28 protein-coding genes are annotated in these 26,652 nt (G+C 60.9%); 20 read left to right on the plus strand and 8 right to left on the minus strand.

Annotated features, from left to right (window positions below):
* A partial coding sequence (locus K0F88_RS18425) for an aldehyde dehydrogenase family protein (protein WP_219096019.1) occupies positions 1–539 on the minus strand: 539 nt, incomplete at its 3' end.
* Between the two features lie 300 nt (positions 540–839).
* Here K0F88_RS18425 and K0F88_RS18430 point away from each other — a divergent pair.
* The 4 genes from K0F88_RS18430 (at position 840) to K0F88_RS18445 (ending at position 5,190) form a co-directional block, all read left to right on the plus strand.
* A complete protein-coding gene (locus K0F88_RS18430; protein ID WP_219096020.1) occupies positions 840–2,753 on the plus strand; it encodes a sigma-54-dependent Fis family transcriptional regulator in 1,914 nt (637 codons plus the stop codon).
* A gap of 181 nt (positions 2,754–2,934) precedes the next feature.
* Positions 2,935–4,284: a UDP-N-acetylmuramate:L-alanyl-gamma-D-glutamyl-meso-diaminopimelate ligase gene (mpl, locus tag K0F88_RS18435; protein ID WP_219096021.1), complete on the plus strand. Its 1,350-nt coding sequence runs from the start codon at positions 2,935–2,937 to the stop codon at positions 4,282–4,284.
* A complete protein-coding gene (gene ubiX / locus K0F88_RS18440) occupies positions 4,281–4,913 on the plus strand; it encodes a flavin prenyltransferase UbiX (protein WP_219096022.1) in 633 nt (210 codons plus the stop codon). The genes mpl and ubiX overlap by 4 nt, the downstream gene beginning before the upstream one ends.
* Positions 4,906–5,190, plus strand: coding sequence for a YceK/YidQ family lipoprotein (locus K0F88_RS18445; RefSeq protein WP_219096023.1), 285 nt, complete (start codon positions 4,906–4,908; stop codon positions 5,188–5,190). The genes ubiX and K0F88_RS18445 overlap by 8 nt, the downstream gene beginning before the upstream one ends.
* Before the next feature lie 44 nt (positions 5,191–5,234).
* Here K0F88_RS18445 and K0F88_RS18450 read toward each other — a convergent pair whose 3' ends face one another.
* From K0F88_RS18450 to K0F88_RS18460, 3 genes are all read right to left on the minus strand, one after another.
* Positions 5,235–5,876: an oxidoreductase gene (locus tag K0F88_RS18450; protein ID WP_219096024.1), complete on the minus strand. Its 642-nt coding sequence runs from the start codon at positions 5,874–5,876 to the stop codon at positions 5,235–5,237.
* A 27-nt stretch (positions 5,877–5,903) separates the two neighbouring features.
* Positions 5,904–7,622, minus strand: coding sequence for a C13 family peptidase (locus tag K0F88_RS18455; RefSeq protein ID WP_219096025.1), 1,719 nt, complete (start codon positions 7,620–7,622; stop codon positions 5,904–5,906).
* 115 nt (positions 7,623–7,737) lie between these two features.
* Complete coding sequence (locus K0F88_RS18460) at positions 7,738–8,193, minus strand: MaoC family dehydratase (RefSeq protein WP_010467353.1); 456 nt, start codon at positions 8,191–8,193, stop codon at positions 7,738–7,740.
* A gap of 197 nt (positions 8,194–8,390) precedes the next feature.
* Between K0F88_RS18460 and K0F88_RS18465 the strand changes: the two genes are divergently transcribed.
* Genes K0F88_RS18465 through K0F88_RS18475 form a run of 3 tightly spaced genes read left to right on the plus strand, consistent with a single transcriptional unit; the run spans position 8,391 to position 10,067 of the window.
* Positions 8,391–8,753, plus strand: a complete 363-nt coding sequence (locus K0F88_RS18465) for a CidA/LrgA family protein (protein ID WP_109635147.1) — start codon at positions 8,391–8,393, stop codon at positions 8,751–8,753.
* Complete coding sequence (locus tag K0F88_RS18470; protein ID WP_219096026.1) at positions 8,750–9,466, plus strand: LrgB family protein; 717 nt, start codon at positions 8,750–8,752, stop codon at positions 9,464–9,466. Before K0F88_RS18465 ends, K0F88_RS18470 begins: the two co-directional genes overlap by 4 nt.
* Before the next feature lie 10 nt (positions 9,467–9,476).
* Positions 9,477–10,067 (plus strand): LON peptidase substrate-binding domain-containing protein, encoded by a 591-nt coding sequence (locus tag K0F88_RS18475; protein WP_219096027.1) that lies wholly within the window; start codon positions 9,477–9,479, stop codon positions 10,065–10,067.
* Here the strand turns inward: K0F88_RS18475 and K0F88_RS18480 are convergent, their stop codons facing one another.
* On the minus strand, positions 10,068–11,384 hold the full coding sequence (locus K0F88_RS18480; protein WP_094470460.1) for a bifunctional DedA family/phosphatase PAP2 family protein: 1,317 nt from the start codon (positions 11,382–11,384) through the stop codon (positions 10,068–10,070).
* A gap of 51 nt (positions 11,385–11,435) precedes the next feature.
* Positions 11,436–12,134: a DNA-3-methyladenine glycosylase gene (locus K0F88_RS18485; RefSeq protein WP_219096028.1), complete on the minus strand. Its 699-nt coding sequence runs from the start codon at positions 12,132–12,134 to the stop codon at positions 11,436–11,438.
* A gap of 189 nt (positions 12,135–12,323) precedes the next feature.
* Here K0F88_RS18485 and K0F88_RS18490 point away from each other — a divergent pair, with 189 nt between their 5' ends.
* From K0F88_RS18490 to K0F88_RS18550, 13 genes are all read left to right on the plus strand, one after another.
* The gene (locus tag K0F88_RS18490) at positions 12,324–13,595 is read left to right on the plus strand and encodes a glutamate-5-semialdehyde dehydrogenase (RefSeq protein ID WP_219096029.1); all 1,272 of its coding nucleotides are present in this window, start codon (positions 12,324–12,326) and stop codon (positions 13,593–13,595) included.
* A 1-nt stretch (position 13,596) separates the two neighbouring features.
* Complete coding sequence (gene nadD / locus K0F88_RS18495; RefSeq protein WP_257605289.1) at positions 13,597–14,286, plus strand: nicotinate-nucleotide adenylyltransferase; 690 nt, start codon at positions 13,597–13,599, stop codon at positions 14,284–14,286.
* 73 nt (positions 14,287–14,359) lie between these two features.
* Complete coding sequence (gene rsfS, locus K0F88_RS18500) at positions 14,360–14,854, plus strand: ribosome silencing factor (protein ID WP_010467363.1); 495 nt, start codon at positions 14,360–14,362, stop codon at positions 14,852–14,854.
* 9 nt (positions 14,855–14,863) lie between these two features.
* Positions 14,864–15,331, plus strand: coding sequence for a 23S rRNA (pseudouridine(1915)-N(3))-methyltransferase RlmH (gene rlmH, locus K0F88_RS18505; RefSeq protein WP_007937439.1), 468 nt, complete (start codon positions 14,864–14,866; stop codon positions 15,329–15,331).
* Between the two features lie 10 nt (positions 15,332–15,341).
* Complete coding sequence (gene mrdA / locus K0F88_RS18510; protein ID WP_219096030.1) at positions 15,342–17,237, plus strand: penicillin-binding protein 2; 1,896 nt, start codon at positions 15,342–15,344, stop codon at positions 17,235–17,237.
* 31 nt (positions 17,238–17,268) lie between these two features.
* On the plus strand, positions 17,269–18,372 hold the full coding sequence (gene rodA, locus K0F88_RS18515) for a rod shape-determining protein RodA (protein ID WP_162556277.1): 1,104 nt from the start codon (positions 17,269–17,271) through the stop codon (positions 18,370–18,372).
* A gap of 17 nt (positions 18,373–18,389) precedes the next feature.
* Positions 18,390–19,400 carry a lytic murein transglycosylase B gene (mltB, locus tag K0F88_RS18520; protein WP_010467366.1) on the plus strand — a complete coding sequence of 337 codons (1,011 nt, stop codon included), beginning with the start codon at positions 18,390–18,392 and terminating at the stop codon, positions 19,398–19,400.
* Positions 19,400–20,410, plus strand: coding sequence for a septal ring lytic transglycosylase RlpA family protein (locus K0F88_RS18525; RefSeq protein WP_219096031.1), 1,011 nt, complete (start codon positions 19,400–19,402; stop codon positions 20,408–20,410). Before mltB ends, K0F88_RS18525 begins: the two co-directional genes overlap by 1 nt.
* A gap of 181 nt (positions 20,411–20,591) precedes the next feature.
* The gene (locus K0F88_RS18530; RefSeq protein ID WP_219096032.1) at positions 20,592–21,749 is read left to right on the plus strand and encodes a D-alanyl-D-alanine carboxypeptidase family protein; all 1,158 of its coding nucleotides are present in this window, start codon (positions 20,592–20,594) and stop codon (positions 21,747–21,749) included.
* Positions 21,750–21,829: 80 nt separating this feature from the next.
* A complete protein-coding gene (locus tag K0F88_RS18535) occupies positions 21,830–22,105 on the plus strand; it encodes a DUF493 domain-containing protein (RefSeq protein ID WP_094470470.1) in 276 nt (91 codons plus the stop codon).
* Positions 22,105–22,752, plus strand: a complete 648-nt coding sequence (gene lipB / locus K0F88_RS18540; RefSeq protein ID WP_219096033.1) for a lipoyl(octanoyl) transferase LipB — start codon at positions 22,105–22,107, stop codon at positions 22,750–22,752. The genes K0F88_RS18535 and lipB overlap by 1 nt, the downstream gene beginning before the upstream one ends.
* Before the next feature lies 1 nt (position 22,753).
* The gene (gene lipA / locus K0F88_RS18545; RefSeq protein WP_374039725.1) at positions 22,754–23,779 is read left to right on the plus strand and encodes a lipoyl synthase; all 1,026 of its coding nucleotides are present in this window, start codon (positions 22,754–22,756) and stop codon (positions 23,777–23,779) included.
* Between the two features lie 162 nt (positions 23,780–23,941).
* Entirely contained in the window at positions 23,942–24,892 is a 951-nt protein-coding gene (locus K0F88_RS18550; RefSeq protein WP_094470473.1) for an LD-carboxypeptidase, read from the plus strand.
* A 102-nt stretch (positions 24,893–24,994) separates the two neighbouring features.
* Here the strand turns inward: K0F88_RS18550 and K0F88_RS18555 are convergent, their stop codons facing one another.
* Both K0F88_RS18555 and arfA read right to left on the minus strand, forming a co-directional pair.
* Entirely contained in the window at positions 24,995–26,317 is a 1,323-nt protein-coding gene (locus K0F88_RS18555) for a lytic murein transglycosylase (RefSeq protein WP_219096034.1), read from the minus strand.
* Positions 26,318–26,379: 62 nt separating this feature from the next.
* Entirely contained in the window at positions 26,380–26,544 is a 165-nt protein-coding gene (arfA, locus tag K0F88_RS18560; protein ID WP_094470475.1) for an alternative ribosome rescue factor ArfA, read from the minus strand.
* Between the last annotated feature and the right edge of the window lie 108 nt (positions 26,545–26,652).

The raw sequence follows: 26,652 nt of genomic DNA on the forward strand, positions 1-26,652 counted from the left end.
GCCAGGGCCGGGGCGAGTTTCCACGCGGCCATCAGGATCGGGAAGTTCCATGGGATGATCTGCCCGACCACGCCCAGGGGTTCGTGGATGTGATACGCAACAGTATTGCCATCGATTTCGGCGGCGCTGCCTTCCTGGGCACGGATGCAACCGGCGAAGTAGCGGAAATGGTCGGCGGCCAGCGGGATGTCGGCGTTGAGGGTTTCACGCACGGCTTTGCCGTTGTCCCAGGATTCGGTGATTGCCAGGACTTCCAGGTTTTGTTCGATGCGGTCGGCGATTTTCAGCAGCACCAGCGAGCGCGCCTGGGCGGACGTGGCGCCCCAGGCATCGGCAGCGGCGTGGGCGGCGTCCAGGGCTTTGTCGATGTCTTCGGCCGTGGAGCGCGGGAATTCGGCAATCGGTTGGCCATTCACTGGCGAGGTATTGGTGAAGTACTGACCTTTGACAGGCGCGACGAACTCGCCGCCGATGTAGTTACCGTATTTGCTCTTGAACGAAACGATAGCGCCTTCAGTACCGGGGTGAGCGTAACGCATGGTGATTTCTCCTTGGCTTTTGTACTTATAAGAGAGAGCGCATGTGCGCTTGTTATAAGCGTAGAGCAAAGGTCGGGCCACTGCCTTGCAGGTCAGGCAAATCAAGGCCTTGCGTTGTTTATGTCGGACAGGCGGGTGGCGTCTGTGACGCTATCGATACAGCCCTCGTGACACTTTGTACCGCTTTTGGCACAGGCTGTGACTGGCGGGTCTTGCCAGCATTGCAATGCAGGCTAGGCTGGAGGATGCTCGGGGTCACCTCAACCACGGGTTGCCGAGCCCCGGGGAGAATAATAAGAAATGCACGACAACCATTTGAGTCGCCATGCCCAGCAAGTCTTGACCGTCACTCAGGGAAAGTCCCACCTGCACGGTCCTGGCAGCGACCCGTCCATCGCCCGTTCATGGTTGCGCTGCCTTGAGGATTATCACCTCGACCCGACCCTGACGATGGCACCGACAGTGCTGGAACATGGCCGGGTGCTTGAAAGCCGCGAACGTTTGCAGCAGGTGCTGCACATCGCCGGCAGCGAAATGACCAGCCTCCATCAGCAACTCTCCGGCGCCGGTCATGCCGTGCTGCTGACTGACGCCCGTGGGGTGATCCTCAACTGCGTCACCGCACCCGCTGAACGGAAAATCTTCGAGCGCGCCGGCCTGTGGCTCGGTGCCGACTGGAGCGAAGCCTGCGAAGGCACCAACGGTATTGGCACCTGCCTGGTCGAGCGTCAGTCGCTGACCATTCACCAGGATGAACACTTTCGCGGCCGCCACACCGGCCTGACGTGCTCGGCGAGCCCTGTGTTCGACCCTCACGGCGAGCTGCTGGCGGTGCTCGACGTGTCCTCCGCGCGTCACGAAGTCTCACGTCAAAGCCAATTCCACACCATGGCCCTGGTCAATCTGTCGGCGAAGATGATCGAGAGCTGCTATTTCCTGCGCTACTTCGACAATCAATGGCTGCTGCGCTTTCACTTGCAGGCAGAGTCCGTCGGGTTGTTCAGCGAAGGCTTGCTGGCGTTCGACGGAGAAGGGCGCATTAGCGCGGTCAACCAGAGTGCGTTGAACCTGCTGGGGCATATTCGCGGCGGATTGTTGGGTAAGCCGGTCGAGGCGTTTTTCGATTGCTCGCTGGATGAGTTGCTCGGCCGCGCCAGTGTCAACGCCAGCGCCAGTTGGCCATTGCGCACCCGTGACGGGCGGAGCCTGTTTGCCGTGTTGCGCGGTCAGCCGCGCAGCATTCCGGTGCCGGTGGTGCCAGGCCCGGCGATTGCCTCGCGTCCGCGCCTGTCGGGCATCTGTCTGGGCGATGCCGCGTTGCAGGAAGATTTCCGCAAATCCTTGAGAGTCTTCGAGCGAGACGTGCCGCTGTTGATCAATGGCGAAACCGGTTCCGGCAAAGAGGCCTTTGCCAAAGCCGTGCATCAGGCCAGCCAGCGGGCCGACAAAGTCTTCGTCGCCCTGAACTGCGCAGCAATCCCTGAAAGCCTGATCGAGAGCGAACTGTTTGGTTATCGCGGCGGCAGCTTTACCGGCGCGCGCAAGGAAGGCATGCGCGGCAAGTTGCAGCAGGCGGACGGCGGCACGCTGTTCCTCGATGAAATCGGCGACATGCCGTTGGCGTTGCAAACCCGGCTATTAAGGGTGCTGGAAGATCGTCAGGTGGTGCCGATTGGCGGCGAGCCGGAGTCGGTCAATGTGCGGATCATCAGTGCCACTCACCGTAATTTGCTGGAACGGGTGCAGGACGGCAGCTTCCGTGAGGATTTGTATTACCGGCTCAATGGGTTGGAGATCGCATTGCCGGCCTTGCGTGAGCGCAGTGATAAATCGCAGTTGCTTGATTTTCTGCTGGCCGAAGAGGCGGGCGCAGAGACGGTGCTGATCGATGGACCGGCCCGGCAAGCCTTGCTGGGCTTCGCGTGGCCGGGGAACGTGCGGCAGTTGCGCAATGTGCTGCGCACCTTGGCGGCGTTGTGTGACGGCGGGCGGATCGGGCTGGAGGATTTGCCGGTGATGATTCGTCAGGTTCGGCCGGTGCCGGTTGTGGCCGTTGAAGAGCCTTCCGAACATCCGCTGGATGATGCCGAGCGGCTGGCGTTGCTCAATGTGCTGGAACAAACCCGTTGGCACATGACGCATACCGCCGAACAGCTCGGTGTCAGCCGTAACACTCTCTATCGCAAGCTGCGTAAGCACGGCATCGCCCGGTAAACCACGTCGTGGCCAATCGCGGGCAAGCCCGCTCCCACACTTATGTAGTTCACAGTATTCAGGCATGGCACAAGACCTGTGGGAGCGGGCTTGCCCGCGATTGGCGTCCGTGAGACCGAAACACAAGGTGCGATTTTCCCCTCCCTACGCTAACCTGCGGCCATGTTTTACGAGGTCGACTATGCACATTCATATTCTTGGTATCTGCGGCACTTTCATGGGTTCGATGGCGGTTCTGGCCAAAGAGCTGGGCCATCATGTGACGGGCTCCGATGCCAACGTCTATCCGCCGATGAGCACTCAGCTTGAAGCGCAGGGCATTGAGTTGACCCAAGGCTACGACCCCGCCCAACTCGATCCGGCGCCGGATCTGGTGGTGATTGGCAACGCCATGTCCCGTGGCAATCCGGCCGTCGAGTACGTGTTGAACAAAGGCCTGCCCTATGTTTCCGGTCCGCAATGGCTGGCCGACCATGTGCTGCAAGGTCGCTGGGTCCTGGCCGTCGCCGGCACCCATGGCAAAACCACCACCAGCAGCATGCTCGCCTGGGTCCTGGAACACGCGGGCATGAGCCCGGGCTTCCTGATCGGCGGCGTGCCGCAAAACTTCTCGGTGTCGGCGCGTCTGGGCGGCACACCGTTCTTCGTCATCGAAGCCGACGAGTACGACAGCGCGTTCTTCGACAAGCGCTCCAAGTTCGTTCACTACCGCCCGCGCACCGCCATTCTGAACAACCTGGAATACGATCACGCCGACATCTTCCCGGATTTGCCCGCCATCGAGCGGCAGTTCCACCATTTGGTGCGGACCATCCCGAGCGAAGGCCTGGTGATCCACCCGACCACCGAGCCGGCATTGCAGCGCGTCATCGAGATGGGCTGCTGGACCCCGGTGCAAACCACCGGTGCTGGCGGTCAGTGGCAGGTCAAACTGCTGAGCGAAGACGGCTCGAAGTTCGAAGTGATGTTCGACGGCATCGCCCAAGGCGTCGTCGATTGGGACATGACCGGCCAGCACAACGTCGCCAACGCCTTGGCCACATTGGCGGCCGCTCGCCACGTCGGCGTTGTACCGTCGATGGGCATCGCTGCATTGAGCGCCTTCAAAAGCGTGAAACGCCGGATGGAGAAAGTCGCCGAGGTTCGCGGCATCACCATCTACGACGACTTCGCTCACCACCCGACGGCGATTGCGACGACCCTCGACGGCTTGCGCAAACGCATCGGTGATGCGCCGTTGATTGCGATCATCGAGCCGCGCTCCAACTCCATGAAGCTTGGCGCTCACCGCGACGGCTTGCCGGAAAGCGTGGTCGATGCCGATCAAGTGATCTGGTACGCCCCCTCCAACCTCGGTTGGGACCTGGGCGCGACCGCTGCGCTGTGCACCGTGCCATCGATCGTCAGCGATTCCCTGGAAGGCATCATCGAGCGCGTGAAGAGTCAGGCTCAGCCCGGCACCCACGTGGTGATCATGAGCAACGGCGGCTTCGGCGGCCTGCACGGCAAACTCGCCGAGGCGCTGCAATGAACAATGGCCCGGAACGCATCACCCTCGCGATGACCGGCGCTTCGGGCGCCCAGTACGGTTTACGTCTGCTCGACTGCCTGATCCGCGAAGACCGCGAGGTGCATTTCCTGATCTCCAAGGCTGCGCAACTGGTGATGGCCACCGAGACTGACGTCTCGCTGCCGGCCAAACCGCAGACGATGCAGGCCTTCCTCACCGAATACACCGGTGCGGCCGCCGGGCAGATCAAGGTGTACGGCAAGGAAGACTGGATGTCGCCGGTGGCCTCGGGCTCCGGTGCGCCGGCGGCGATGGTGGTGGTGCCGTGTTCCACCGGAACCTTGTCGGCGATCGCCACCGGTGCCTGCAACAACCTGATCGAGCGGGCTGCCGATGTGACGTTGAAAGAGCGTCGCCAGTTGATTCTGGTGCCGCGTGAAGCGCCGTACTCGAGCATTCATCTGGAGCACATGCTCAAGCTGTCGAACATGGGCGTGACGATATTGCCGGCGTCGCCGGGCTTCTATCACCAGCCACAGACCATCGATGACCTGATCGATTTTGTGGTGGCGCGGATTCTCAACCTGTTGAATATCCCGCAAGACATGCTGCCGCGCTGGGGCGAACACCATTTGAGCAGCGATGAATAAGCTGCTGATTGTTCTGCTGGCCCTGCAATTGGCGGGCTGCGCCACGGCGCGCACGCTGGACGCGGCCAAGCCGGGCGCGCCAGTGGTGTACGCGGGGACGCGTCTGGATTTGTATGCCATGAATGGCGGTTGCTGCGCGATGGACCGGTTCGGCGCCGAAGCGCCGAGCTACCCCGGCGTCGACCTGCCGGCCAGCGCGTTGCTCGACACGCTGTTGTTGCCGTTGTCATTGCTGACGGTGATCGGGGTGAGTTTCCAGGCGACGGGTGGTCTCTAACTGATCGTTCCCACGCGGAGCGTGGGAACGATCTTTGTGGGGCTTTATTTGCCTAGCTTGCGCAACTCATCCGACTCGACAATCCGCACCCCATCCTGCTCTTCCAGCGCCAGCCGCCACATGGCGCGGGCCAGTTGGCAGGCTTCGATGCCGCGGTATTTGCCGGGGATCAAGCGCGACAACGGTCCGACAAGTTGCTCGACCGTGCGCGGTTCGAGTCGTTCGCCCAGCAACATGGAAGGTCGGCAAATGGTCAGCTGCGGCCAGTCCTGCGCGCGCAATGCGTATTCCATCTCGCCTTTGACCTTGTTGTAGAAAACCGAGGATCTGCGATCGGCCCCCAAGGCACTGATCACGATCAGGTGCCGGGCACCCATTTCCCGCGCTCGTTTGGCGAACGCCACCACCATGTCCAGGTCCACTGCGCGAAACGCCTGTTCCGAGCCGGCCTGTTTGATCGTGGTGCCGAGGCAGCAGTAGGCGATGTCGACGCGACCGTTCAGTTGCGGCAGAAACACTGCAGGGTCGCCGACCGGGTTTTCCAGATGGGGATGCTCAGCCAGCGGCCGGCGTGAGGGGGCCAGTACCCTTGAAATCGTTGGCTCATTGAGCAGGCGATCAAGCAAATGTTCACCGGTTAATCCGGTAGCTCCGGCAAGCAATACATGCTGAGGCGTCAAGTACATAGTGTTTCCCCCTTGATACTGTTCAGCTTAGTTGCTCTTTGCGTCCTTGCTGCTGATAGAGACACTTTGTAGCGCTTTTCGTGCCTGCTGTTTGCGTAAGAGTTGCCAGTGCGAGAGGACCGTTTTCGGCGCCCAGAGCTGCGGTTCAGAGGCTTCGAAGCCGTCAGCGAGCTCACGCTCTGCCACCGTCGCCTTGGCCAGCTTGAAGGCTTGCTCCAGGTCGTCGGTCTGGTTCAGCGCCTGGGCGAACAGCGCGTCGCCGAAGTAGGTGAAGTTGGCTTCCTCCGAGCAACCGAAGGACACCCGATCAGCGCGGGAAGCGGTCATGATCAGCGTGCGTTCATCCTTGAGCGCGGGGATGAAGCCGCCGGAATAGCAGGACGAAATCACCACGATCTTGTCGCGATTTTTCAGCGGCGCTAGGACGGCGGCGAGTTCGTCGGCCGGCAGGTCGGCCAACTCCATGCGCGGCTGATCGAGCACCAGTTCATGTTCGCTGCTGCCATGGCTGGTCAGGTAGATGAAGATCAAGTCTTCCGGGCCACTGCGTTCGGCCAGGGTCATCGCGGCGCGGCGCAGGTTTTCCCGGGTGGCCATCGGCCGGTCGACGAGGTGATCGCGATGGTTCACCAGGCGAATCTGGCCGAAGGCGCCGAAGCGGCTGCTGAGCATGTTGCTGACGTAATCGGACTCGCGCAGGAACACGCTCTGCTTGCCGTCGCCGCCCAGGGTCAAGGTGTACAGCTCGACCATCGGGGTCGAGGCTGGCACGTTGGACAGAGCGTCATCGAGTAACCGGCCCTGGGCCAGCAAGCCGAGCTCCAGGGTGTCGGGCAGCAACTTGCCGTCGGCATCGCGAACACGCTGGCCATTGATCCACGTTCCGCTTTGCACCGTGCCATCGGCGAGCACCAGAGTGCCGCGCCCCGAGTAGCTGTCACTGTCGAACTGGCCGATGTAGAAGCTGCCGTCGGGCAGGTTCAATCGACCCTGGCCGGTAAAGCGCCAGTCGCTGAACTGGCCGATATAATGGCTGCCGTCAGCGCCGATCAACTCGCCCTTGCCGTTCAGCGAGCCTTCCTTGAACTGGCCCAGCCAGACATCGCCGTCGGCGTTTTCGTAGCGGCCCTTGCCGTGCAGTTGATTGTTCTTGAAGCCACCGACATAGATGTCGCCGTCGGCGCTGTTGAAGGTCCCGTTGCCTTCCAGCTGACCGTCCTTGAAGTGCCCGGTGAACTGATTGCCGCTGGCGTCGCCGCGCTGGCCTTCACCGTTGGGTTTGCCGTTGGCGAACTGACCCTGATAGGAACTGCCGTCATCGAGTTCGAGACGCCCAAGCCCTGAATATTGATCGGCCTTGAACTCACCGCGATAGGTCATCGCGTTTTCTTTGAGTGTGCCTTCACCGTCACGGCGGCCGAGTTTGAATCCGCCGGTGTAGCTGCTGCCGCTGGTGGTCAGTGTGCCCTTGCCGTCGAACAGGCCTTGATTGAATTGGCCGCGATAGATCTCGCCGTTGCTGCCATGCCATTCACCCTGCCCATGCCATTGCCCCTTGTCGAACTCGCCGGCGTACCAGCTGCCGTTGGGGTAGTCGATGCGGCCCTGGCCTTGCAGCAAGCCGTTGACCAGATCACCGCGATAGCGCCCGCCGTCCGGCAAGCGGGCATCCGGGGGCAGCAGCGATTCGCCATCGCCGCAAGCGGTGAGCAACAGGGTCAAGGCGAGGAGGGCAAGTGAGCGCATAGCGGGATCCGGGCAATTATGCGACGGAGTATGCCGCAGCTATGTGTCGCATTTATAGAGACACGGCAGAGACACGGCGCGAAACAGCGTGAGCTGTTTCGCAATCAGGCTTGTGTCAGACGAAACAGAGGGACAGCGGCTCGGCGATATACGCCGGTTTGTCCGATCCTTCGATTTCAAGGGTGGCGGTGGCTTTGAGCAGCCATTGGCCGGGTTTTTTCTCGATGACTTCGTTCATGTCGACTTTAAGACGAACCCTGGAGTTGACTTTCACTGGCTGGATGAAGCGCACGCTGTCCAGGCCGTAGTTGACCACCATCTTCGCCCCTTGAGGGAGGATCAGGATGTCTTCCATCAGTTTCGGGATCAGCGACAGCGACAGGAATCCGTGTGCAATGGTGCTGCCAAATGGCGTTTGCGCGGCTTTGACCGGGTCGACGTGAATAAACTGATAATCGCCTGTGGCTTCTGCGAACAGGTTGATGCGCTCCTGATCGATGGTGAGCCATTCGGAACGTCCGAGTTCCTTGCCGACATAATCTTTGAGCTCTGCAACGGGAACATAGGGCATTGAGACTCTCCTTGGGTTTCATCGGATTTATAGTTTTTCGAGTGGGGGGATTTGACCTCCCTGTGAACCACTTTAGATCAACATGGCAAATTGCTCCGGTCAACTGACCATGCTTTTGGCGAATGCCGATCCATAGCGTTGACGTGCTTATAATGCCCGGCCCCTTTTTGGTGGGGAGCGCGTGCGGGAGATGCTGGATGTTGTTACGTGGCCTGACCTGGCTGGTGCTGTTCCAATTGCTGGGCACAGCCATCAACCATTTGTTTTTACCGGTACTGCCGGGGCCGATTGTCGGCCTGCTGCTGTTGTTGGTGTACCTGATTTCACGCGGGCAAGTCGGTGAACCGCTTAACCTGGCGGCCAGCAGCCTGCTGCGTTATTTGCCCCTGCTGCTGGTGCCGCCGGCCGTGGGCGTGATGGTTTACGCCAAGGACATCGCCGCGGACTTCTGGGCCATCGTCGGTGCGCTGGTGTTGTCGCTGGTGCTGTCCATGGCGTTTGCCGGGGTGCTGATGCAGCGCATGGTCAAACGTCATGCCCATCGCGGAGATCGCCCATGATCCTCGATTGGCAAGGAGCGCTGGACTCGGTGATTCATCACCCGTTGTTCGGCATCGGCATTACGTTGGGCGCTTATCAGCTGGTGCTGGCGGCCTTCGAAAAAACCCGCTGGATCTTTCTGCAACCGGTGCTGGTCTCCATGCTGTTGGTGATCGGCGTGCTGACGGTATGTGGGATCACCTTTGCCGAGTACCGCAAGAGCACCGAGATCCTAAGCATCCTGCTCGGGCCTGCGACCGTTGCACTGGCGGTGCCGCTGTACCTCAATCTGCGACGGATTCGGCAGTTGTTCTGGCCGATATTTACTACGCTGGTGATAGGCGGCGTGGTTGCCACGGGCATGGGCGTGTTGCTGGGCTGGTGGTTTGGCGCCGAACACATGATCCTGATGACCATGGCGCCGAAGTCGGTGACGTCGCCGATTGCCATGTTGGTGGCCGAGCAGATCGGTGGTGTCGCGGCGTTGGCCGCGGTGTTCGTGTTGATCACCGGCGTGATCGGTGCGATCTTCGGGCCGAGTCTGTTGACCCGGCTGGGCGTGCACAGCCCTGAAGCCCGGGGCATGGCGCTGGGCATGACCGCCCATGCGGTCGGTACTTCGGTGGCCTTGCAGGAAAGTGAAGAGTGCGGCGCCTTCGCGGCGCTGGCGATGAGTCTGATGGGCGTGGCCACGGCAGTTTTCCTGCCGTTGGCGGTGTCGATGGTGGTGTAAGGAAATGTCTATGAGCTTGCCGCTTTTTCCGCTGAACACAGTGCTGTTTCCTGGCTGCATCCTCGACTTGCAGATTTTCGAGGCGCGCTACCTGGACATGATCGGCCGCTGCATGAAACAGGGCGGCGGCTTCGGCGTGGTGTGCATTCTCGACGGCGAAGAAGTGGGCATCGCACCGGAGGGCTATGCGCTGGTCGGCTGCGAAGCGTTGATCACTGATTTCAAACAACAGGACAACGGCCTGCTGGGGATTCGCGTGCAGGGCGGGCGGCGTTTTCATGTGTTGCGCACCGAGGTGCAGCGCGATCAATTGACCGTCGCTGACGTCGAGTGGCTGGAAGACGAACCTGAACAGCCGCTGCAGGATGAGGATGCGGACTTGGTCGCCCTGCTCAAAGCCTTGGCCGAACACCCGATGGTCGAGGCGTTGAACATGGGCACCGAAGCGACCGGGCAACAGTCCTTGGCCAATCAGTTGGCCTACCTGTTGCCATTTGCCGAACTGGACAAGATCGACCTGCTGCAACTCGATGATCCCCAGCAGCGACTGGATGCGATTCAGGCGTTGCTGGATGAGTTGCAGGGCGAGTTGTTTGCCTGATCAGTAGGCATACCGCAACATCGCATGCGGCAGATGTCGCAATGCAAAGAACCCGAACAGCGCCACCATCGCCGGCAATACCAGCCACCAGACCTTGGGCGGCATGGCATTGAGCGGTGTCTGACGCTGGCTCAGCCATAAGCTGGCGGCGCACACGCAGGCCGCCAGCATTGCGCCAGCCAGTATATCCGTCGGCCAGTGCGCGCCCAGGTACACCCGGGACAGGGCAATCGCCAGGGCCGGCAGACAACCCAGCAGCAACCAGGTCAGGCGCATCCGTGGCGGCTGACCGCGACCGGCCAGCACGGCGAGGGTCAGGAACAACGCGAAGGAACCCGAAGCGTGGCCGCTGGGCATGCTGTAGCTGGTCAGCGGATCGCTGAGTACTTCCGGGCGCACGCGGGCAAAAAATTGCTTGGTAAACGTGTTGCCGAGGGCGGTGAAGAGTAGGGTGCCGCCAGCGAAAATCGCCTGGCGCCACTGCCGGGTGAGCAACAGCAATCCGGTCAGCAGGGCGCTGAACACCAGCATGTTGCGGAACTCGCCGATCAGCGTGAAGGTGACGGCCACTTCATCGAGCATCGGGCTGCGGTGTTCCTGGACCAGGGTCATCACACCCTGATCGAGTGCGGTCAGGTGCGGGTAGCCGATAAACAGGCCTGCCAGAATCAGAAAGCTCATGCCGGCAATCAGCACCGTCGCTTTACGATGGCGGCGCATGCTGCTGGTAATGCTCAAACCCACCATGACGGCGATGCTGCCGGCGACGATCCCTGCCTCAGGCCAGAAACCGTCGGGCAATGGCAAGCGAATCGCCGCGCCCGTGGCCCAGCCGGGCAGCAAGTAAGCGACGCTCCAGCCCGCGGCGGCCAGCAAACTGACAGCGGCGAAACGCGGGAAAGGCATGTCGAACATCCCGGCGACCATCGGCAGCATCGGGCGCAGCGGGCCGATAAAGCGTCCGACCAACAAGCTGGCAATTCCGTAGCGCTGGAAATACGCCTCGGCGCCGGCGATCCATTCCGGATGGTGGCGCAACCCCGGCAGGCGCCGGATGTTCTGGTGGAAATGTCGACCGATGAAGTACGAAACGATGTCGCCCAGCACGCCGGCGGCAAACCCCAGCAATAGCGTTTCGCTCAATGACAGCGCCCCGCTGCCGGCCAGTACCGCGACGGCGAACAGCAACACCGTGCCGGGCACGATCAGCCCGGCAATCGCCAGGCATTCCACGAATGCAACTATGAACACCGCCGCGGCCAGCCATTGCGGGTTAGCCGCCAGCCAACCGGTCACGCTATCGAGCCATGGGCCCATAAAAACAACTCCCTCTGATGTTCATTGGTCCCACAGGGGGATATTCATTGTTCAAGTCAGCAAAAAATAATCGCGACCTTCGACCTGCCCCCGTCGCAGCGGGTTCCGCGTGCAATATGGCGCGTAAGCCGCATCGACGAAGCGATACATCAAATGTTCATCGCGTCCGTGGGGAATGCCCAGGCGCGTGGTCTGGATGATGTGAGCAGGCGCCGTGCCGACGTCTTCGACCAGCAACACTTCATGGTCAAAACGCTTGGCATCCCAGACGGGCACCTTCAACCCCAGCGACTTGCACAACAACGTCTGCCCGGCGCAGAGCTTTTGCGAGAGGCGAGGGCGACCCTGGGCGTCGGGATTGTTCAACAGCATCTGCGCCAGGCTCGCCGGCCCGCTTAATTCGTCGACCCATGGATAGGCGGATTTGATCAGCACCGCGTTGCCCGGCCCCTGGGCGCTGAAGTTCAGGGAATCGCCACCGCGGGCGTAATACATATAGATGTGCCCGCCATCCAGAAACAAAGCCTTACGCTTTTCTGTGTAGCCGAGGGAAGCGTGGCTGCCTTTTTCTTCGCAGTAATAGGCCTCGGTTTCGATAATCCGGGCGCTCAGCCACAGGTCGCCGACCCGATGACGAATGACCTTGCCCAGTAAATCCCGGGCCAGGGTTTGCGCGTCGCGGTCGAAAAATGCGTCCGGGAGCCCCGTGGGCAGGCGTGCGGCGGACGCTCGAACAGTCAGGTTGGACATGATGAACGGTGTTTATCAAGGCTGATTGAGTCGTGATGATAACAATTTGCAGCTTAATCCCGGCTGAACGTCGGCAAATTGCCCTCCATTTCGACCATCCGCCCGTCACCGCTGTTAGTCCCGGGACGCGACAGCTATAATCTGCCGCTTTACTCTTTACCAAGACCTTAGCAAAGACCCCCACAGACAATGACTGAGTCCGTTCTTGACTATATGACCCGCCTGGGTCGCGCCGCCCGCGAGGCTTCTCGCGTCATTGGCCGTGCCAGCACTGCGCAGAAGAACCGCGCGCTGCAGGCGGCTGCCAATGCGCTGGACGCTGCACGCGTCGAGCTGACGGCTGCCAATGAACTGGATTTGGCCGCGGGTCGCGCCAATGGTCTTGAGCCGGCATTGCTTGAACGTCTGGCGCTGACCCCGGAACGTATCGACGGCATGATCGTCGGTTTGCGTCAGGTGGCGGCACTGCCGGACCCGGTCGGCGCAATTCGCGACATGAGCTATCGGCCGTCGGGCATCCAGGTCGGCAAGATGCGCGTGCCGTTGGGCGTGATCGGGATCATCTACGAGTCCCGGCCGAACGTGACCATCGACGCCGCGAGCCTGTGCCTGAAGTCCGGCAACGCGACCATCCTGCGTGGCGGATCCGAGGCAATCAATTCCAATCGCGCCATTGCCGCCTGCATCCAGCGCGGCCTGGCCGAAGCCGATCTGCCGGCTGCCGTGGTGCAAGTGGTCGAAACCACCGATCGTGCGGCCGTAGGCGCGTTGATCACCATGCCGGAGTACGTCGACGTCATCGTGCCCCGTGGTGGCCGTGGCCTGATCGAACGCGTGAGCCGCGATGCCCGCGTGCCGGTGATCAAACACCTGGACGGCATCTGCCACGTGTACGTCAGCGCCCACGCCGATCTGCCGAAAGCCCAGCGCATCGCTTTCAATGCCAAGACTTACCGTTATGGCATCTGCGGCGCGATGGAAACGCTGTTGGTGGATCAAGCCGTTGCCAAGGATTTCCTGCCGTCGATGGCTGCACAGTTCCGCGAAAAAGGCGTTGAACTGCGCGGTTGCGAACGCGCCCGGGCGATCATCGAGGCCGTCGCGGCAACAGAAGAAGACTGGAACACCGAGTACCTGGCGCCGATTCTTTCGATCCGCGTCGTTGACGGGCTGGACCAGGCAATCGAACACATTAATAAGCACGGCTCGCATCACACTGACTCGATCGTCAGCGAAAACTTCGCCGACACCCGGCGTTTTGTGGCGGAAGTCGATTCGTCGTCGGTGATGATCAACACGCCGACCTGCTTCGCCGATGGCTTCGAATACGGATTGGGTGCCGAGATTGGCATTTCTACTGATAAGCTGCACGCCCGCGGCCCGGTGGGTCTCGAAGGTCTGACCTGCGAGAAGTACATTGTGGTCGGTGATGGCCAGTTGCGCGGCCAGGCGTCGGTCTGACTTGGGCGACCTCAAACCGTCAGTCCCGCAAACCGCCAGCGAGCCTGCGCCAAGACGCATTGGCATGCTGGGCGGGACGTTCGACCCGGTGCACATCGGCCATTTGCGTGGTGCGCTGGAAGTCGCCGAGTCGCTGGCGCTCGATGAGTTACGCCTGACACCCAGTGCCAGGCCGCCGCATCGCGGTACGCCGCAGGTGTCGGCAAAGGACCGTCTGGCGATGGTCGAGTGCGCGGTGGCCGGTGTGGCGCCGCTGGTGGTGGACGCCCGCGAATTGCAGCGGGACAAACCGTCCTACACCATCGACACCCTGGAACTGATGCGCGCCGAACTGGCCGCCTCTGACCAGGTTTTTCTACTTTTGGGCTGGGACGCATTTTGCGGCCTGCCCACTTGGCACCGCTGGGAAGAGTTGCTCCAGCATTGCCACATCCTGGTGCTGCAACGCCCGGATGCCGACAGCGAACCGCCGGATGCCTTGCGCAATCTGTTGGCGGCACGCTCGGTGAGCGACCCGCTGGCCCTCAAAGGGCCGAGCGGACAGATTGCATTCGTCTGGCAGACGCCGCTCGCGGTATCCGCCACCCAGATCCGTCAACTGCTGGCCAGCGGTAAGTCGGTACGTTTCCTGGTGCCCGACGCGGTCCTGGCCTACATCGATGCGCACGGTCTCTACCGTGCGTCGAACTGAAAAGAGGGCACGCTTCCAGGCACGTAATGACGTGTATTGAAGCGCCCGAACATACGAGCAAAACGAGTTTTATATGACGAACAAAGACGTAACTAAAGTAAAGCGCAAAGGCACGTTCAAAAGCGCCCCGCTGCCTGAGCCGGTTCTCACCACCGAGCCACTGAAAGGTGATGAGCTGGTCAAGGTGGCTGTAGCCGCCTTGGAAGACGTGAAGGGCCAGGACATCCAGGTCATCGATGTTCGTGAAAAGCAGAGCATCACTGACTACATGATCATCGCGACCGGTACCTCCAACCGCCAGATCGGCGCCATGCTGGACAAAGTCCGCGAAGCCGTCAAAGCCCTGGGCGTCAAGCCGCTGGGTGAAGAAGGCAAGGGCGACAGCGACTGGGTGTTGCTGGACATGGATGATGTCATCGTGCACATGATGACCGCCTCGGCTCGTCAGTTTTACGACCTCGAGCGTCTGTGGTCCGGTGCAGAGCAGAGCCGTGCTCTGAACGCGGCTCACCACAGCCCGGAAAACACCCATGAGCATTTCGTCAAGCTCAACAAAGACCAGCAATAAGGGACCGCTGTGCGACTGCGACTGATCGCCGTCGGCTCCCGCATGCCCAAGTGGGTGGAAGAAGGCTGGCATGAATATGCCAAGCGTCTTCCATCCGAGCTGGCGCTGGAACTGGTGGAAATACCGCTCAACACCCGTGGCAAGAACGCCGACGTGGCACGCTTCATCCGTCAGGAAGGCGAAGCCATGCTGGCCAAGGTCGGGCCGAATGAGCGTGTTGTGACCCTCGAAGTCCACGGCAAGCCCTGGAGCACCGAGCAGTTGGCGGTCGAGCTCGATCGCTGGCGGCTGGACTCGCGCACGGTGAATTTCATGGTCGGCGGCCCCGAAGGGCTGGCGCCGGAAGTCTGTGCGCGGGCCGATCAGCGCTGGTCGTTGTCGCCGTTGACGTTGCCGCACCCGCTGGTGCGGATTCTGATCGGCGAACAGCTGTACCGTGCCTGGACAGTCCTGTCCGGCCACCCTTACCACAAGTAGTTCTGCCCTCATGCCCCAGCCGATCCGCATCAAGGACCACGAAAAAGACGCCCGTCTGGTGCGTGGCCGCGTCGTGTTCGGGGCTATTGCGGTGGTGTTGCTGATCTGTGTGCTGATCGCGCGGCTGTATTTCCTCCAGGTGATTCAGTACGAGTACCACTCGACGCTGTCGGAAAACAACCGCGTCCACGTGCAGCCGATTCCGCCGACGCGCGGGCTGATCTTCGATCGCAATGGCGTGGTGGTGGCCGATAACCGGCCCAGTTTCAGCCTGAGCATGACCCGCGAACGGTCCGGTGACTGGCAGCAGGTACTCGACGTGATCGTCGAAGTGCTGGAGCTGACGCCCGAGGACCGGGTGATCTTCGAGAAGCGAATGCGACAGGGGCGTCGACCGTTCGAGCCGGTGCCGATCCTGTTCGAGTTGACTGAAGAGCAGATCGCCCGGATCGCGGTGAATCAGTTCCGTCTGCCGGGCGTGGAAGTGGTCGCGCAATTGGTGCGTCATTACCCGCAGGGCGCACACTTCGCGCACTCGGTGGGTTACATGGGGCGGATCAACGAGAAAGAGCTGAAGTCCCTCGATCCGGTCAATTACAGCGGCACCCACCACATCGGCAAAACCGGCATCGAGCGTTTCTACGAGCCGGAGCTGCACGGTCAGGTGGGTTACGAAGAAGTCGAAACCAACGCTCGCGGCCGCGTATTGCGCGTGCTCAAGCGCACGGATCCGATTCCCGGCAAGGACATCGTCCTGAGCCTGGACATCAAATTGCAGGAAGCGGCCGAGGCAGCACTCGGCGGTCGTCGTGGCGCCGTGGTGGCCCTGGACCCGAAAACCGGCGAAGTACTGGCCATGGTCAGTCAGCCGAGTTTCGACCCCAACCTGTTCGTCACCGGTATCAGCTTCAAGGCCTATTCCGAGTTGCGCGATTCCATCGACCGGCCACTGTTCAATCGCGTGCTGCGGGGCCTGTACCCGCCGGGCTCGACCATCAAGCCGGCCGTGGCAATTGCCGGTCTGGATGCTGGCGTTGTGACCGCATCGAGTCGGGTGTATGACCCCGGCTATTACCAGTTGCCCAACTACGATCACAAATACCGTAACTGGAACCGTACCGGTGACGGCTACGTGGACCTCGACACGGCGATCATGCGGTCCAACGACACCTACTTCTACGACCTGGCCCACAAGCTGGGAATCGATCGCTTGTCGGCGTACATGAGCAAGTTCGGAATCGGTCAGAAGGTTTCGCTGGACATGTTCGAAGAGTCGCCGGGGCTGATGCCTACACGTGAATGGAAGCGTGCAACCCGGCGTCAGGCCTGGTTCCCCGGTGAAACGCTGATTCTCGGGATTGGTCAGGGCTACATGCAATCAACGCCATTGCAACTGGCCCAGGCCACAGCGCTGGTCGCGAACAAGGGTGTCTGGAACCGTCCGCACCTGGCCAAGACCGTCGAAGGCGAGCGGCCCAAGGATGAAAACCCGATGCCGGACATCATCCTGCGCGACCCGTCCGACTGGACCAAGGTCAACCATGGCATGCAGCAGGTGATGCACGGTGCCCGGGGTACGGCGCGCAAAGCGGCGATCGGTTCGCAATACCGCATTGCCGGGAAAAGTGGTACGGCTCAGGTGGTCGCGATCAAGCAGGGCGAGAAGTACGACCGCTCCAAGGTTCAGGAGCGCCACCGCGACCACGCCTTGTTCGTCGGCTTCGCGCCGGCCGACAATCCGCAAATCGTGGTGTCGGTGATGGTCGAGAACGGCGAGTCCGGTTCCGGCGTCGCCGCGCCCGTGGTGCGTCAAGTCATGGACGCCTGGCTTCTGGATCAGGACGGTCGGTTGAAGGCCGAATACGCCAGCCCTATCAGTGCGGAGGCTACGGCCCGTGAAGAGTAATTTCGATCGCATCCTCTCCAGTGAGGATGTGATGCGTCGCCGTGCGACGCTGTTGCAACGCATGCACATCGACGGCCCGTTGCTGATCCTGCTGCTGACCCTCGCCGCCGGCAGCCTGTTCGTGCTGTATTCGGCCAGTGGCAAGAGCTGGGATCTGCTGGCCAAGCAAGCCACTTCGTTCGGCATCGGCCTGGTGTCGATGATCGTCATCGCGCAGTTCGAGCCGCGATTCATGGCCCGCTGGGTGCCAGTCGGTTATGTGATCGGCGTGCTGTTGCTGGTGGTGGTGGACGTCATGGGTCACAACGCCATGGGCGCCACGCGCTGGATCAACATCCCGGGGGTGATTCGCTTCCAGCCTTCGGAGTTCATGAAGATTCTGATGCCGGCGACCATCGCCTGGTACTTGTCCAAGCGCACGTTGCCGCCCCAGCTCAAGCATGTGGGTGTCAGTCTGTTCCTGATTGGCTTGCCCTTCATCCTGATCGTGCGGCAGCCGGACCTCGGCACCTCGTTGCTGATTCTCGCTGGTGGCGCTTTCGTCTTGTTCATGGGCGGGTTGCGCTGGCGCTGGATCATGAGTGTGCTGGCGGCTGCGGTACCGGTGGCCGTGGCGATGTGGTTCTTCATCATGCACGACTATCAGAAGCAGCGAATCCTGACCTTCCTTGATCCGGAAAGCGATCCGCTCGGCACGGGCTGGAACATCATTCAGTCGAAAGCCGCCATCGGTTCCGGCGGCGTGTTCGGCAAAGGCTGGCTGCTCGGCACCCAGTCGCACCTGGACTTCCTGCCGGAAAGCCACACCGACTTCATTATTGCGGTCATGGGCGAAGAGTTCGGCCTGGTTGGCATCTGCGCACTGCTGCTGATTTACCTTTTGCTGATCGGCCGTGGGCTGGTGATTACCGCCCAGGCCCAGACATTGTTCGGCAAATTGCTCGCGGGCAGCCTGACCATGACGTTTTTTGTTTACGTTTTCGTCAACATCGGTATGGTCAGTGGCCTGTTGCCGGTCGTGGGGGTACCGTTGCCGTTCATTAGCTACGGAGGAACTTCGCTGGTGACGCTGCTGTCAGCGTTTGGGGTTTTGATGTCGATCCATACCCATCGTAAGTGGATCGCACAGGTTTGAATAAGGTGAAGATGTCAATGCAAGTAATGCGTGGCTGGGCGACTCGATACGCGCCATGGGTCGGCCTGGTAAGCATCCTTGGCACAACGCAGGATGCGTTGGCCGGCGATTACGAAGGCTCACCCCAAGTGGCCGAATTCGTCGGTGAAATGACCCGCGACTACGGTTTTGCCGGTGAACAGCTGATGGGCGTGTTCCGCGAAGCCGAGCGCAAGCAGTCGATTCTGGACGCGATCTCGAAGCCTGCCGAACGGGTCAAGCAGTGGAACGAATATCGCCCGATGTTCATCACCGACGCGCGCATCGCCCGTGGTGTGGACTTCTGGCGTCAACACGAGGCGGTACTGGCCCGTGCCGAGCAGGAATATGGCGTGCCGGCTCAGGTCATCGTCTCGATCATCGGGGTTGAGACCTTTTTCGGCCGCAATACCGGTAATTTCCGGGTGATCGACGCATTATCCACCCTGGGTTTCGACTATCCTCCCCGTGCCGAATTCTTCCGCAAGGAGTTGCGTGAATTCCTATTGCTGGCCCGTGAGGAGCAGGTCGATCCGCTGACCCTCAAAGGCTCTTACGCCGGCGCCATGGGTTTGCCGCAGTTTATGCCGAGCAGCTTTCGCGCCTATGCGGTGGACTTCGACGGTGACGGCCACATTAATATCTGGACCAACCCGGACGATGCCATCGGCAGCGTCGCCAGTTATTTCAAGCGTCACGGCTGGGTTGCCGGCGAACCGGTGGTCAGCCGCGCCGATGTGCGTGGCGAGCAAGTGGATGAAGGTTTGACGACGGGCATCGAGCCGACTAAAACGGTCGGGGAGTTGCGAGCCTTGGGCTGGTCGAGTCATGATGCGCTGCGCGATGATATGCCGGTCACGGCTTTCCGCCTGGAAGGTGACAATGGCCCCGAATACTGGATGGGCCTGAAGAATTTTTACGCAATCACGCGTTATAACCGCAGCGTGATGTACGCCATGGCGGTACATCAACTGTCTGAACAGCTGGTCCAAGCACGGGGCGTCAAGTAATGCGGGCATTGCCTATGAATAAACCCCTGAAGCTGATGGCATTCGCCGCGTTGGCGGTGCTGGTCGCCAGTTGTTCGACCAGCCGCGCGCCGACGCAAAAGTCTTCAACGGCCGTGCGCGCAACGCCGGGCCTGGACATCAACCGCGCGCACAAAGACGGCGCGCCATGGTGGGACGTCGACGTATCGCGCATCCCGGATGCCACGCCGACCCTGCACTCCGGTCCTTATAAAGCCAACCCGTACACTGTGTTGGGCAAGACTTACTTCCCGCTGCAAGAATCCAAGACCTACGTCGCCTCGGGCACAGCGTCCTGGTACGGCACCAAATTCCACGGTCAGAACACCGCCAATGGCGAGGTGTACGACCTGTACGGCATGAGTGCCGCCCACAAGACATTGCCACTGCCAAGTTACGTTCGGGTGACCAACCTGGACAACAACAAGAGCGTGATCCTGCGGGTCAACGATCGCGGCCCGTTCTACTCGGACCGCATCATCGATTTGTCCTACGCCGCCGCGAAAAAACTCGGTTACGCCGAAACCGGCACCGCACGGGTCAAGGTCGAAGGCATCGATCCGCAACAGTGGTGGGCACAAAAGGGCCGTCCGGCGCCTTTGATGCTCAACGAGCCGCAAGTAGCGCAAAATGCCGCGCCGACGATTACCGCTTCGGCGGGCACCGTCGAGCAATGGACGCCACCGCCGCAGCAACACGCGGCGGCCGTGGTGCCCGTGCAGATTGATGCAAAAAAAAACGCTTCTGTACCAGCCTCTGGCCAGTATCTGCAGGTGGGCGCGTTCGCCAACCCGGACGCTGCAGAACTCCTGAGATCGAAGCTCAGCGGGATGGTGAGCGCTCCGGTGTTCATCAGCTCGATCGTGCGCAATCAACAGACGCTGCATCGGGTGCGCCTGGGGCCGATCGGTTCGCCGGGTGAAATCCAGCAAGTGCAGAACAGCGTGCGCCTGGCCAATCTCGGTTCGCCGAGCGTGGTCACCGCCGAGTAATACGTAGTACTTGATTGACGGTTCGCTTGCGGTTTGGGGGGTGGACCTGGTTGTTGGCTCGTTGAAGAACAAAAGCCCGGCAAGGGTTCTGAGTGAGCAACTGAACACGCGATGGCCCGTTAGAAGGTCATCTGATTAGTTTTGCCTTCGGGCAGTTTCCATTAGCGATTTCGAGAGACGGATGAACATCACCACCTTTGCCAAACGCCTGTGTCTGCTAGTCCCGCTGCTCCTCTCGCCTGCCGCTTTCGCGGTCGAGATGATGCCGTCGCCACCACAACTGGCCGCTAAATCCTACGTGCTCATGGACGCCAGCAGCGGCAACGTGCTGGTCGAGAACAACGGTGACCAGCGTCTGCCGCCGGCCAGCCTGACCAAGCTGATGACCGCGTACATCGCGACCCTGGAAATCCGTCGTGGCCAGATCGGTGAAAACGATCCGGTGACCGTCAGCGAAAACGCCTGGCGTACCGGCGGTTCGCGGATGTTCATCAAGGTCGGCTCGCAAGTCACCGTGAGCGACCTGCTGCACGGCATCATCATTCAGTCGGGTAACGACGCCAGTGTTGCGCTTTCTGAGCACATCGCCGGCAGCGAAGACGCCTTCGCCGACATGATGAACAAAACCGTGGCCGATCTGGGCATGACCAACAGCCACTTCATGAACCCGACCGGTCTGCCGAACCCTGAGCACTACTCGTCGGCTCACGACATGGCCGTGCTGGCTCGCGCAATCATCCACGAGGACCCGGCTCACTATGCGATCTACTCGCAGAAAGAGTTCTTCTGGAACGGCATCAAGCAGCCTAACCGCAACCTGCTGCTGTGGCGCGACAAGACCGTCGACGGTCTGAAAACCGGTCACACCGACGAAGCCGGCTACTGCATGGTGTCTTCGGCTGTACGTGATGGCATGCGCCTGATCGCCGTGGTGTTCGGCACCAACAGCGAAGTGGCCCGTGCGTCTGAAACCCAGAAGCTGCTGACCTACGGTTTCCGCTTCTTCGAAACCCAGACCTTCTATCAGAAAGGCGCCGAGCTGGCTCAGGCACCGGTCTGGAAAGGCAGCACCAATCAAGTCAAGGCCGGCCTGGCTGAAGACCTGACCATGACCTTGCCAAAAGGCCAGCTGAAAAAGCTCGCCGCCAGCATGACCATGAACCCGCAACTGGTTGCGCCAATCGCCAAGGGCGACGTAATCGGTAAAGTCGAAGTGAAACTGGACGACAAAGTGGTGCACAGCGCCGACCTGATCGCCCTGGACGCTGTCGAGGAGGGTGGTATCTTCCGCCGCATGTGGGATAGCATCCGTCTATTCTTCTACGGCTTGTTCAACTGAATTAGTGTGGACTTGCATGGCCCCGTTCCAATCCGGAGCGGGGCCATGTCCGTTGCCACGGCTTACGAGGCCGTTACGCCATGACAGAATCCGAAGTAAAGGCGCCAAAGATCGAATTCCCCGCCAATGATTACCCGATCAAAGTGATCGGCGACACCATTGTGGACATCAAGCAAAAGATCATCGATATCGTTAAGAAACACGCAACGATCAACGATGAAAAGGTGGACGAACGCCAGAGCAGCAACGGCAAGTACACCACCATCCAGTTGCACATCATCGCCACCGGTCAAGACCAGCTGTACGACATCAACAGCGAACTGCGGGCTACCGGTTTCGTGCACATGGTGCTGTGATGTCTGGCACGCTGGGCTTTCGCGAGCTCGGCCAGATGGCTTACGAGCCGGTCTGGCATGCCATGCAACGCTTCACCAACGAACGCGGCAGCAATGCCGCGGACGAGATCTGGCTGGTCGAGCATCCGCCGGTGTTCACCCAGGGGCAGGCCGGCAAGGCCGAGCACTTGCTGCTGCCGGGGGATATCCCGGTGGTGCAGGTCGATCGCGGTGGCCAGGTGACTTACCATGGGCCGGGCCAGTTGGTGGCCTATCTGTTGCTCGACGTACGCAAACTGGGTTTCGGCGTGCGTGACCTGGTCACCCGCATGGAACACTGCCTGATCGAGTTGCTGGCCAGCTATGGCGTGACCGCAGCGGCCAAGCCTGATGCGCCAGGTGTCTATGTCAACGGGGCGAAAATCGCGTCCCTGGGTCTGCGGATCCGCCACGGTTGTTCCTTTCATGGCCTGGCCCTGAACGTGGACATGAACCTGGAACCGTTTCGACGGATTAATCCCTGCGGTTACGCCGGGCTGGCGATGACCCAGCTCCGCGATCACGCAGGATCGATTGAATTTGCCGAGGTAAGTGCCCGGCTGCGCGCGCAGCTCGTCAAACACCTCGACTATGCTGAGCAGACGACCCTAACGGGCGGAATCGACTGATATGACTACTGATGCAGTGCAAACCATGATCCCGACGCTGGATGTTACCGAGCGTCCGGCCCCGCGTGCCAAGGTTGAAGCCGGCGTCAAGCTGCGCGGCGCCGAGAAGGTTGCACGTATCCCGGTAAAGATCATTCCGACCACCGAACTGCCGAAAAAACCTGACTGGATCCGCGTGCGCATCCCGGTTTCGCCGGAAGTCGACCGCATCAAGGCCCTGCTGCGCAAACACAAGCTGCACAGCGTGTGCGAAGAAGCGTCCTGCCCGAACCTCGGCGAGTGCTTCTCCGGCGGCACCGCCACGTTCATGATCATGGGTGACATCTGCACCCGCCGCTGCCCGTTCTGCGACGTTGGCCACGGTCGTCCGAAGCCTCTGGACACCAACGAGCCTGAAAGCCTGGCCATCGCCATCGCTGACCTGAAACTCAAGTACGTGGTAATCACCTCGGTCGACCGCGATGACTTGCGTGACGGCGGTGCCCAGCACTTTGCCGACTGCATCCGCGAGATCCGCAAGCTGTCGCCGAACGTGCAGCTCGAAACCCTGGTCCCGGACTACCGTGGCCGTATGGACGTGGCGCTGGAAATCACCGCCGCCGAGCCGCCGGATGTGTTCAACCACAACCTGGAAACCGTGCCGCGCCTTTACAAGGCTGCGCGTCCGGGGTCGGATTACCAGTGGTCGCTCACCCTGCTGCAACGCTTCAAGCAGATGATGCCGCACATTCCGACCAAGTCCGGCCTGATGCTGGGTCTGGGCGAAACCGACGAAGAAGTCATCGAAGTCATGAAGCGCATGCGCGAACACGACATCGACATGCTGACCCTGGGCCAATACCTGCAACCGTCCCGCAGCCACTTGCCGGTCCAGCGCTTCGTGCACCCGGACGTGTTCGCCTGGTTTGCCGAGGAAGGTTACAAGATGGGCTTCAAGAACGTCGCTTCCGGCCCGCTGGTACGTTCCTCGTATCACGCCGACGAGCAGGCGAAGCTGGTTAAAGCTGAATTGATGTCGTCTCTGTAATAAAACGCCCGTAAGGCTTTTCAGCCTTGCGGGCGTCTTTGTTGGCCGTGCCTACGGCCGCTACCGTCTTTTCCTGCAACCTGCGGGGCGATTGATCCTCTTCTGTTTGTCCCCGTTCCTGACTACTGTGTGCTGAAGCTTTTCGCGCAGGGAGATTCATGGATGACCGTTCGACCGACCCACACGCTGTTTCCTCACTCAGCCGTTCCGGCCTTGCCCTCGGAAGGGCTGATCGGTGTCATCGCGCCCGCCGGTCCCGCCGGGCTGGACACCGATAAAGCCGTTGCCTGGATGCGCGCTCGCGGTTATGCGCTGCGGGTATTTCCCGGGGTGTACGAACAGGATGGCTATTTGGCCGGCAGCGACGATGTGCGGCTCAATGACTTGCACGCCGCGTTCGCCGACACGGAAGTCGATGCGATCATTTGCCTGCGGGGCGGTTACGGTACGCCGCGTCTACTCGATCGCATCGATTTCGAATTGCTGCAAAACAACGCCAAGCCGTTTATCGGCTACAGCGACATCACTGCGCTGCACGTGGCGATCAGCCGTTACGCCGGTTTTGTGACCTTTCATGGCCCGCTGCTCAATGCCGATTTGCTGGGTGAGAAGCAAAAGCCGACCGAGTCTTCGTTTTTCAACATGCTCAGAGGACAGGTGAAGGCGGGCAGTGTGCTTTCGCACCCGGTGGCCTGGCCGCTGACCACGATCGAGCCAGGCATCGCCCACGGGCGTTTGCTGGGGGGCAATCTATCCATGATTGCCGCGACCATGGGCACGCCATTTGAGATGGAGGCTGAAGGCGTCATTCTTTTCATTGAGGACATCAACGAACCGCTGTATCGCATCGACCGCTTGCTGACTCATCTGCGCCTGGCCGGCACACTGGGCAAGTTGCGCGGGGTGCTGGTGGGCGATGTGGCGGGGGTTGATGTTGTGGCGCTGGAGCGGTTGCTCAAGCAGACGTTCGAGCCGTTGCGAATACCGGTGTTGGCCGGGTGGCGCAGCGGGCATTGCGATCCGAACCTGACGTTGCCGATGGGCGCGCTGGTTCGGCTGGATGCGGGGAAGAAGGAATTGGTGTTGGAGCAGGATGTTGTAATCAAGCGGTAGTCATTCGTCGCCTGTTAGTCAGTCTTCGCGGGCAAGCCCGCTCCCACAGGTTTTGTGTCGCTCACAAATCCAATGTGGGAGCGTGGCTTGCCCGCGATGCTTTTAGCGATTACGCAGGCCTTCAAGCAACTTGTGCGTCGGATACCCGTCCGCCGGCCAACCAAACGACTGCTGTGCACTGCGGATCGCCTTGCGAGTGTTCGCGCCGATGATGCCGTCGGCAGTGCCCGCATCGTAATTCTGCGCACTCAGCAGGCTTTGCAGTTCGATTCGCTCAGTGCGGCTCAACGGCAAGTCATCTTTTGGCCAGGTGCCATTGATCAGGCCCCCACCACTGAAGCGCTCGGACAACAGGCTCACCGCCAATGCATAAGACGACGAGTTGTTGTACTTGAGGATTGCGCGGAAGTTGTCGAGCACCAGGAATGCCGGGCCACGGTAACCGGCCGGCAGCAGCAGGGCGGCGGACAGGTGTTCGGAACCTGCCGGAACCTGGGCGCCATTAGGCATCGAGACACCCAACTGTTGCCATTCGGCGACGCTCTTGCGAATCGTGCCGTCGGCCAGGACGTAGTTGAAACTACCTGGCAACTGCACTTCAAAGCCCCACGGCTGGCCTTTCTGCCAGCCGGAGCTTTGCAGATAGTGCGCCGTCGAGGCCAACGCATCGGCCGGGCTGCCCCAGATATCGCGGCGGCCATCGCCATCGAAGTCCACGGCATGGGTGTTGTAGGTGGTCGGGATGAACTGGGTCTGACCCATGGCACCGGCCCAGGAACCGAGCATTTTCTCCGGTTCGATATCGCCTTGTTGCAGGATTTGCAGGGCGGCGATCAGTTGCGCATGAGCAAAGCCCGGACGCCGGCCTTCGTAGGCCAGGGTCGCCAGGGAGTTGATCACTGACTTGTTGCCCTGGAACTGCCCGAAATTACTCTCCATGCCCCACACCGACACCAAGGCCTGGCGGTCAACGCCGTAGCGCTGCTCGATGCTTTGCAGGATGTCGGCGTATTGGCCGACCAGCGCCTGGCCTTTGCGTACCCGCAGCGGCGACAGGGCGCCGTCGAGGTATTCCCACACCGGGCGGGAGAATTCGGGTTGGCTGCGATCGGCACGGATCACGCTGGTGTCGAGGCTTACATTGGCGAAGGCGCGGTCAAACAGATCGGCGCGGATGCCGGCGGCCAGCGCGTCTTTGCGGAAACCCGCCTGCCATTCGGCGAAGGTCTGGGTGGGCTGGATGTCGAGGTTTTCACCGGTCGGCACCACGGGCGGAATGACCGCAGGGGCTGTCGAGACGGGAAGGGTCTGAAGCGGCTGGGCGTCGGCGGCGGTTGGTTTTTCCGCGCAGGCGACAAGCAAAATGAGGCTGGAGGCAGCGATCAGTTGGCGCAGCGGCCAACGACGGGAAAGACAAAGGGGCATGCACAGGTCCAGGGAGTACGAATCAGGTGCAGACCTTAACATGTTGAGCGATTGCTTGCCTTTCAGGCCGCCAGAAAGTAAGAAGCCTCCCAGCTATTAGACTGGAAGGCTTCGCGGCGGTAGCTGCCTTTGCCCTTGCCGGCTCGTTCCTGACGGCTGCGGAACAGTGGCTGGGCGATGATGGATTTGGCCTTGTTGGGGCCATTTTTGGATGGCTTTTTGCTCATGATCGGATCTCTCGGATGAGTGGGTTTTGCGGGGGAAATAATCTGCTGAAGTTGGGGTTCTGTCTAGTCCCCACATTGTGTAGGACCTTTCCGTCTTCTTGGTCTTGA

It is taken from the genome of Pseudomonas sp. UMAB-40 (genome assembly GCF_900095275.1).
Classification (GTDB): Bacteria; Pseudomonadota; Gammaproteobacteria; order Pseudomonadales; family Pseudomonadaceae; genus Aquipseudomonas; species Aquipseudomonas mandelii_B.

Excerpts from the sequence above, each read along its gene's own strand:
- K0F88_RS18430 (WP_219096020.1), top strand. The coding sequence starts at position 840 with ATGCACGACAACCATTTGAGTCGCCATGCCCAGCAAGTCTTGACCGTC.
- mpl (WP_219096021.1), top strand. The coding sequence starts at position 2,935 with ATGCACATTCATATTCTTGGTATCTGCGGCACTTTCATGGGTTCGATG.
- ubiX (WP_219096022.1), top strand. The coding sequence starts at position 4,281 with ATGAACAATGGCCCGGAACGCATCACCCTCGCGATGACCGGCGCTTCG.
- K0F88_RS18445 (WP_219096023.1), top strand. The coding sequence starts at position 4,906 with ATGAATAAGCTGCTGATTGTTCTGCTGGCCCTGCAATTGGCGGGCTGC.
- K0F88_RS18450 (WP_219096024.1), bottom strand. The coding sequence starts at position 5,876 with ATGTACTTGACGCCTCAGCATGTATTGCTTGCCGGAGCTACCGGATTA.
- K0F88_RS18455 (WP_219096025.1), bottom strand. The coding sequence starts at position 7,622 with ATGCGCTCACTTGCCCTCCTCGCCTTGACCCTGTTGCTCACCGCTTGC.
- K0F88_RS18460 (WP_010467353.1), bottom strand. The coding sequence starts at position 8,193 with ATGCCCTATGTTCCCGTTGCAGAGCTCAAAGATTATGTCGGCAAGGAA.
- K0F88_RS18465 (WP_109635147.1), top strand. The coding sequence starts at position 8,391 with ATGTTGTTACGTGGCCTGACCTGGCTGGTGCTGTTCCAATTGCTGGGC.
- K0F88_RS18470 (WP_219096026.1), top strand. The coding sequence starts at position 8,750 with ATGATCCTCGATTGGCAAGGAGCGCTGGACTCGGTGATTCATCACCCG.
- K0F88_RS18475 (WP_219096027.1), top strand. The coding sequence starts at position 9,477 with ATGAGCTTGCCGCTTTTTCCGCTGAACACAGTGCTGTTTCCTGGCTGC.
- K0F88_RS18480 (WP_094470460.1), bottom strand. The coding sequence starts at position 11,384 with ATGGGCCCATGGCTCGATAGCGTGACCGGTTGGCTGGCGGCTAACCCG.
- K0F88_RS18485 (WP_219096028.1), bottom strand. The coding sequence starts at position 12,134 with ATGTCCAACCTGACTGTTCGAGCGTCCGCCGCACGCCTGCCCACGGGG.
- K0F88_RS18490 (WP_219096029.1), top strand. The coding sequence starts at position 12,324 with ATGACTGAGTCCGTTCTTGACTATATGACCCGCCTGGGTCGCGCCGCC.
- rsfS (WP_010467363.1), top strand. The coding sequence starts at position 14,360 with ATGACGAACAAAGACGTAACTAAAGTAAAGCGCAAAGGCACGTTCAAA.
- mrdA (WP_219096030.1), top strand. The coding sequence starts at position 15,342 with ATGCCCCAGCCGATCCGCATCAAGGACCACGAAAAAGACGCCCGTCTG.
- rodA (WP_162556277.1), top strand. The coding sequence starts at position 17,269 with ATGCGTCGCCGTGCGACGCTGTTGCAACGCATGCACATCGACGGCCCG.
- mltB (WP_010467366.1), top strand. The coding sequence starts at position 18,390 with ATGCAAGTAATGCGTGGCTGGGCGACTCGATACGCGCCATGGGTCGGC.
- K0F88_RS18525 (WP_219096031.1), top strand. The coding sequence starts at position 19,400 with ATGCGGGCATTGCCTATGAATAAACCCCTGAAGCTGATGGCATTCGCC.
- K0F88_RS18530 (WP_219096032.1), top strand. The coding sequence starts at position 20,592 with ATGAACATCACCACCTTTGCCAAACGCCTGTGTCTGCTAGTCCCGCTG.
- K0F88_RS18535 (WP_094470470.1), top strand. The coding sequence starts at position 21,830 with ATGACAGAATCCGAAGTAAAGGCGCCAAAGATCGAATTCCCCGCCAAT.
- lipB (WP_219096033.1), top strand. The coding sequence starts at position 22,105 with ATGTCTGGCACGCTGGGCTTTCGCGAGCTCGGCCAGATGGCTTACGAG.
- lipA (WP_374039725.1), top strand. The coding sequence starts at position 22,754 with ATGACTACTGATGCAGTGCAAACCATGATCCCGACGCTGGATGTTACC.
- K0F88_RS18550 (WP_094470473.1), top strand. The coding sequence starts at position 23,942 with ATGACCGTTCGACCGACCCACACGCTGTTTCCTCACTCAGCCGTTCCG.
- K0F88_RS18555 (WP_219096034.1), bottom strand. The coding sequence starts at position 26,317 with ATGCCCCTTTGTCTTTCCCGTCGTTGGCCGCTGCGCCAACTGATCGCT.
- arfA (WP_094470475.1), bottom strand. The coding sequence starts at position 26,544 with ATGAGCAAAAAGCCATCCAAAAATGGCCCCAACAAGGCCAAATCCATC.